The sequence below is a fragment of the Pseudomonas khavaziana genome (assembly GCF_036704165.1).
Taxonomy (GTDB): domain Bacteria; phylum Pseudomonadota; class Gammaproteobacteria; order Pseudomonadales; family Pseudomonadaceae; genus Aquipseudomonas; species Aquipseudomonas khavaziana.
On the sequence record NZ_CP129946.1, the window covers coordinates 985,705 to 992,500 of the forward strand.

General features: G+C 57.9%; 4 protein-coding genes and 1 rRNA gene (1 of these 5 cut by a window edge). 3 read left to right on the forward strand and 2 right to left on the reverse strand.

All coding sequences use genetic code 11. The features are described from left to right. Positions 1-77: 77 nt before the first annotated feature. Entirely contained in the window at positions 78-1,472 is a 1,395-nt protein-coding gene (locus QYQ93_RS04250) for a nucleobase:cation symporter-2 family protein (protein WP_338476404.1), read from the reverse strand. Positions 1,473-1,559: 87 nt separating this feature from the next. Then, entirely contained in the window at positions 1,560-2,480 is a 921-nt protein-coding gene (locus QYQ93_RS04255) for a LysR family transcriptional regulator (RefSeq protein ID WP_043051756.1), read from the reverse strand. Positions 2,481-2,606: 126 nt separating this feature from the next. Between QYQ93_RS04255 and QYQ93_RS04260 the strand changes: the two genes are divergently transcribed. The 3 genes from QYQ93_RS04260 to QYQ93_RS04270 all read left to right on the forward strand — a co-directional run. Continuing rightward, entirely contained in the window at positions 2,607-3,956 is a 1,350-nt protein-coding gene (locus QYQ93_RS04260; protein WP_338476405.1) for an aspartate aminotransferase family protein, read from the forward strand. Between the two features lie 39 nt (positions 3,957-3,995). Continuing rightward, the gene (locus QYQ93_RS04265) at positions 3,996-5,489 is read left to right on the forward strand and encodes a CoA-acylating methylmalonate-semialdehyde dehydrogenase (protein ID WP_043051754.1); all 1,494 of its coding nucleotides are present in this window, start codon (positions 3,996-3,998) and stop codon (positions 5,487-5,489) included. 571 nt (positions 5,490-6,060) lie between these two features. Then, a 16S ribosomal RNA gene (locus QYQ93_RS04270) occupies positions 6,061-6,796 on the forward strand (it continues 801 nt past the right edge of the window).

Sequence of the window (6,796 nt, forward strand, 5' to 3'; positions counted from 1 at the left end):
GTGCTGATCGATAGAGACGACGTGTGCACAGATAACCCACCCTCAAGCCTCAGACAAGTCCCGATGCAATAAAACCGTCAAAGCGGTTCCAGGCTGTCGCGTTCTGGAGTGTGGTTTGCGGCAGTGGCGCTCGCCTTGGCTTCCGGCAGTAGCAGGCACAAGAGGATGGCGGTGAGGCCGCCGCTGGTGATGGCGGAGTCGAACAGGTTCTGCACCAATGTTGGCATCAGGTGCAGCAGGTTGGGCTGGGCGGCGATACCCAGGCCGACGCCAAACGAGGTGGCGATGATCAACATGCTGCGTCGGTCCAGCGGCGCCTGGGCAAGAATACGCACGCCGGCAGCGGCCACACTGCCGAACATCACCAGGGTCGCGCCGCCCAGCACTGGCTTGGGAATTTGCTGCAGCACGGCGCCGATCAGGGGAAACAGACCGAGACAGAACAGCAACGCGCCGATATATAAGCCGACGTAACGGCTGGCCACGCCGGTGAGTTGGATCACGCCATTGTTCTGGGCGAAGGTGGTATTGGGGAAGGCGCTGAAGGTGGCGGCGATCATGCAGCTCATGCCATCGCCCAGCACGCCGCCCTTGAGTCGGTTTATATAAGAGGGGCCGTTGATCGGTTGGCGGGCAATCATGCAATTGGCAGTGAGGTCGCCGACGGTTTCGATACTGCTGATCAGATAAATCAGCGCTACCGGCAGGAAGGCGCTCCAGTCGAAGTTGAAACCGAAGCGGAACGGCGTAGGCAGGCTGATCAGGGGCAGGTCAGGCAGGGCCTGGGGAGTGAGTTTGCCGCTGAACCAGGCGGCCAGGCTCCCCAGGGCCAGGCCGATGATGATCGCCGAGAGGCGCACCCATGGGGTATTGGAGCGGTTGAGCAGAATGATCGTCAGCACCACGAACAAGCCGAGCGCCAGGTTGGCGGGGGCGCCAAAGTCCGGTGCATTGAAACCGCCGCCGAGGTCGGTGATGCCTACTTTGATCAGGCTGATGCCGATCAGCGTAATCACAATCCCTGTAACCAGGGGCGTGATGACTCGGCGCAGTTGGCCGATAAAGCGGCTCAGCACGATCTGTACCGCCGCGCCGAAGAAGCACACGCCGAAGATCATCGCCAGAATATCTTCCGGGCTACCGCCGCGTTGCTTCACCAGAAAGCCTGCTGACAACACCGCGCCGAGAAACGCAAAGCTGGTGCCTTGCAGACAGATCATTCCGGCGCCGATACCAAACGGCCTGCGTGCCTGGATGAAAGTACCTACGCCCGAGACCATCAGCGCCATGCTGATCAGGTAGGGCAGGTGGGCGGTGAGGCCGAGGGTAGAGCCGATGATCAGCGGTGGGGTGATGATGCCGACGAACGCCGCCAGTACATGTTGCAGCGCTGCCAACAGTGCGGGCAGTGGTTTCGGGCGGTCGTTGAGGCCGTAGATCAGGTCGCTGGAGCTGGAGGATTGTGGGGGCATGGCGGGTTAACTCGAGGCGAACGGTTCAAGGTCCCTGTGCCTTGCAAAAAGCTGTCCACCTGCTCAACTTTTACTTCGAGGCCCGTTTTAGCGGGTTGCGGCCAGGCTTTCCAGGAAGCTTTCCAGCACCAAATGAGGGCGGCGGCCCTTGCGTGTGACCGATGCCAGGCTCAAATCGTAAAAACGTGTAGCCGGTTTCAGCGCGCGCAGTCGGCCTTGTTGCACCCACAGGCTGGCGTAGTGGTCGGGCAAGTAGCCGATGTAGCGGCCGGTAAGGATCAGGAACGCCATGCCTTCACGGTCCGAAGCGCTGGCGGTGCAGTTTAGCGCCTGGTAGTGGGCCTGGATCTGCGCGGGCAGGCGGAAGGTGGGAGCGATGGCGTCCTGGTCGTCGATGCGTTCGTCTTCCAGCTGTTTGTTATCGGCATAAAACAATGGGTGGCCGACTGCGCAGTAGAGTAGCGAGCGTTCGCTGTACAGCGGTTGGTATTCCAGGCCAGACAGCGCGCTGGCCTGGGGCACCACGCCGACGTGCAGGCGTCCGTCGAGCACACCTTGCTCCACTTCATTGGGGGCGATCATGCGGATCTGGATCTGCACATCCGGGCCTCGCTCCTTCAATTGCGCCAGTGCATGGGTGATGCGCATATGGGGCAGGGTGACGAGGTTGTCGGTAAGGCCGATGATCAATTCACCGCGCAGGTGCTGGTGCAGGCCGTTGACTTCAGTGCGAAAGCTCTCCAGGGCACTCAATAACTGCAGGGCTGACTGATAAACCTCGCGACCTTCCTCGGTCAGGGAAAACCCGGCGCGGCCGCGTTGGCAGAGCCTTAGCCCGAGGCGCTGCTCAAGGTCGCTCATCTGTTGGCTGATGGCCGAGCGGCCAATACCGAGTACGGCTTCTGCCGCCGAGAAGCCGCCGCACTCCACCACGCTGCGAAAAATGCGCAACAAGCGAATATCAAAATCGCTGACTTGCGCCAGAGGGTCGGGACGACGGCTGCTCATAGTTTAGTGAAGTCCTGACTGAAGGTTAGAAGAGTTGGATTTCATCGACTTTATCCCCGTGGCAATTTAGCTGCAACCACGCTTTTCCGATCCCGACGCTGCCTTTTGCCTTGCGAGGTTTTGCTGATGAACATGCCCGAAAACGCCCCATCGTCCCTGGCCAGCCAACTTAAGCTGGATGCGCACTGGATGCCCTACACCGCCAACCGTAACTTCCAGCGCGACCCGCGCCTGATCGTGGCCGCCGAAGGCAGTTGGTTGACCGATGACAAGGGGCGCAAGATCTACGATTCGTTGTCGGGGCTGTGGACCTGTGGCGCCGGGCATACGCGCAAGGAAATCCAGGAAGCCGTGGCCAAGCAATTGGGCACCTTGGACTACTCTCCAGGCTTCCAATACGGTCATCCGTTGTCTTTCCAGCTGGCGGAAAAGATTACCGACTTGACCCCAGGCAACCTGAATCACGTGTTCTTCACCGACTCCGGCTCCGAGTGTGCCGATACCGCAGTGAAGATGGTGCGCGCCTACTGGCGCCTGAAAGGCCAGGCCACCAAGACCAAGATGATCGGGCGCGCCCGCGGCTACCACGGTGTGAATATCGCCGGTACCAGCCTGGGCGGCGTCAACGGTAACCGTAAGTTGTTTGGCCAGGCGATGATGGATGTCGACCATCTGCCTCACACCTTGCTGGCGAGCAATGCGTTCTCCCGGGGGATGCCGGAGCAGGGCGGTATTGCGCTGGCCGATGAATTGCTCAAGTTGATCGAGCTGCATGACGCGTCGAACATCGCGGCAGTGTTTGTCGAGCCGATGGCCGGTTCCGCTGGCGTGCTGGTGCCGCCACAGGGTTACCTCAAGCGTCTGCGTGAGATTTGCGATCAGCACAATATCCTGTTGGTGTTCGACGAAGTGATCACTGGTTTCGGCCGTACCGGCTCGATGTTCGGTGCCGACAGCTTCGGCGTGACCCCGGACCTGATGTGCGTCGCCAAGCAAGTCACCAATGGCGCGATCCCGATGGGCGCGGTGATTGCGAGCAGCGAGATCTATCAGACCTTCATGAACCAGGCGACGCCGGAGTACGCCGTGGAATTCCCCCACGGTTACACCTACTCGGCGCACCCGGTGGCTTGCGCGGCTGGCCTGGCGGCATTGGACCTGTTGCAGAAGGAAAACCTGGTGCAGCGCGTAGCCGAAGTCGCACCGCACTTTGAGAATGCACTGCACGGTCTGAAGGGCAGCAAGAATGTGATCGACATCCGTAACTACGGTCTGGCCGGTGCGATCCAGATTGCCCCGCGTGACGGGGATGCCATCGTGCGGCCATTCGAGGCTGGCATGGCCTTGTGGAAAGCCGGTTTCTACGTGCGCTTTGGCGGTGACACCCTGCAGTTCGGGCCAACGTTCAACAGCAAGCCGCAGGAGCTGGATCGTCTGTTTGACGCGGTCGGCGAAGTGCTGAACAAGATCGACTGATTTCTCCTTCTATATAGAACAATTTTTCAGGAGCCCTGCATGAGCCTTATCCAGCATTTGATCAACGGCCAGTTGGTCAGCGACAGCGTTCGTACCGCCGATGTGTACAACCCATCTACTGGCCAGGTGATTCACCAGGTGCCGTTGGCCAGTCGCGAAACCATTCAAAGTGCGATCGACTCGGCCAAGGCGGCATTTCCGGCCTGGCGTAATACGCCGCCGGCCAAGCGTGCGCAGGTGATGTTCCGTTTCAAGCAATTGCTGGAGCAGAACGAAGCGCGTATCTCGCAGTTGATCAGCGAAGAACACGGCAAGACTTTGGAAGACGCAGCGGGCGAGCTCAAGCGCGGGATTGAGAACGTGGAGTACGCGTGCTCGGCACCGGAGATTCTCAAGGGTGAGTACAGCCGCAACGTTGGGCCGAACATTGATGCGTGGTCGGACTTCCAGCCGTTGGGCGTAGTGGCAGGGATTACGCCATTCAACTTCCCGGCCATGGTGCCGTTGTGGATGTACCCGCTGGCGATTGTGTGCGGTAACTGTTTCATCCTGAAGCCGTCCGAGCGTGATCCGAGTTCGACGCTGCTCATCGCGCAGCTGTTGCAGGAAGCTGGCTTGCCTAAAGGTGTACTGAGTGTGGTGCACGGCGACAAGGGCGCGGTTGATGCATTGATCGAAGCGCCGGAAGTAAAAGCCTTGAGCTTTGTAGGCTCTACGCCGATTGCCGAGTACATCTATTCCGAAGCGACCAAGCGTGGCAAGCGCGTACAAGCGTTGGGCGGAGCAAAGAACCACGCCGTGCTGATGCCGGACGCGGATCTGGATAATGCCGTGAGTGCCTTGATGGGCGCGGCCTATGGTTCCTGTGGCGAGCGTTGCATGGCGATCTCGGTGGCGGTATGCGTGGGTGACCAGGTGGCGGACGCGTTGATCGCCAAGTTAGTGCCGCAGGTCAAGGCGTTGAAAATTGGTGCGGGGACCTCTTGTGGCCTGGATATGGGGCCATTGGTGACGGGCCAGGCGCGGGATAAGGTCAGTGGCTACATAGAAGAAGGTGTGGCTGCGGGTGCGGAGTTGGTGGTTGATGGTCGCGGTTTGAGCATCGCTGGGCATGAACAAGGGTTCTTTCTCGGCGGCAGCCTGTTCGATCGCGTGACCCCTGAGATGCGCATCTATAAAGATGAAATCTTCGGGCCGGTGCTGTGTGTGGTGCGAGTCGACAGCCTGGAAGCTGCAATGCAACTGATCAATGATCACGAATATGGCAATGGCACCTGCATCTTCACCCGTGATGGTGAGGCGGCGCGGCTGTTCTGTGACGAGATTGAAGTGGGCATGGTGGGGGTCAATGTGCCGCTGCCGGTTCCGGTTGCCTATCACAGCTTTGGTGGTTGGAAGCGCTCGCTGTTTGGCGATCTGCATGCCTATGGGCCGGACGGGGTGCGTTTCTACACCCGTCGCAAGGCGATTACCCAGCGTTGGCCGCAACGGGCTAGCCATGAAGCGTCGCAGTTCGCCTTTCCTAGCCTGTAAGGCTCGGTAAGTGGAAAGCCGGCTCCTGGGGCCGGCTTTCGCGTTTTCGGGGCTTTTTTGACCCATATGACAGAAATGTGAAAAAGAAGGTTGACGGCAGATTCTGGAAGCCTATAATTCGCCCCACTTCCGGCGCAGTCGAAACGGAAAACTCCTTGGTAAACAACGAGTTATGAAGTTTTCGGCAGCAAGTTGCTTCAGTTCATCGAAGCCAGAAGGAAGTTGAAAAAGAGGTGTTGACAGCAGCGTGTAACGCTGTAGAATTCGCCTCCCGCTTCGGAGAGATCTTAAGCGCAAGTGGTTGAAGTTGTTGAAGAAATCTTCGAAAGCTTTTGAAAATAATCACTTGACAGCAAATGAGGCTGCTGTAGAATGCGCGCCTCGGTTGAGACGAAAGCTCTTAACCAACCGCTCTTTAACAACTGAATCAAGCAATTCGTGTGGGTGCTTGTGGAGTCAGACTGATAGTCAACAAGATTATCAGCATCACAAGTTACTCCGCGAGAAATCAAAGATGTAACCAACGATTGCTGAGCCAAGTTTAGGGTTTCTTAAAAACCCAAAGATGTTTGAACTGAAGAGTTTGATCATGGCTCAGATTGAACGCTGGCGGCAGGCCTAACACATGCAAGTCGAGCGGTAGAGAGAAGCTTGCTTCTCTTGAGAGCGGCGGACGGGTGAGTAATGCCTAGGAATCTGCCTGGTAGTGGGGGATAACGTTCGGAAACGGACGCTAATACCGCATACGTCCTACGGGAGAAAGCAGGGGACCTTCGGGCCTTGCGCTATCAGATGAGCCTAGGTCGGATTAGCTAGTTGGTGGGGTAATGGCTCACCAAGGCGACGATCCGTAACTGGTCTGAGAGGATGATCAGTCACACTGGAACTGAGACACGGTCCAGACTCCTACGGGAGGCAGCAGTGGGGAATATTGGACAATGGGCGAAAGCCTGATCCAGCCATGCCGCGTGTGTGAAGAAGGTCTTCGGATTGTAAAGCACTTTAAGTTGGGAGGAAGGGTTGTAGATTAATACTCTGCAATTTTGACGTTACCGACAGAATAAGCACCGGCTAACTCTGTGCCAGCAGCCGCGGTAATACAGAGGGTGCAAGCGTTAATCGGAATTACTGGGCGTAAAGCGCGCGTAGGTGGTTTGTTAAGTTGGATGTGAAATCCCCGGGCTCAACCTGGGAACTGCATTCAAAACTGACTGACTAGAGTATGGTAGAGGGTGGTGGAATTTCCTGTGTAGCGGTGAAATGCGTAGATATAGGAAGGAACACCAGTGGCGAAGGCGACCACCTGG

Coding starts and splice junctions, on each gene's coding strand:
- QYQ93_RS04265 (WP_043051754.1), top strand. CDS start 3,996: ATGAGCCTTATCCAGCATTTGATCAACGGCCAGTTGGTCAGCGACAGC.
- QYQ93_RS04250 (WP_338476404.1), bottom strand. CDS start 1,472: ATGCCCCCACAATCCTCCAGCTCCAGCGACCTGATCTACGGCCTCAAC.
- QYQ93_RS04260 (WP_338476405.1), top strand. CDS start 2,607: ATGAACATGCCCGAAAACGCCCCATCGTCCCTGGCCAGCCAACTTAAG.
- QYQ93_RS04255 (WP_043051756.1), bottom strand. CDS start 2,480: ATGAGCAGCCGTCGTCCCGACCCTCTGGCGCAAGTCAGCGATTTTGAT.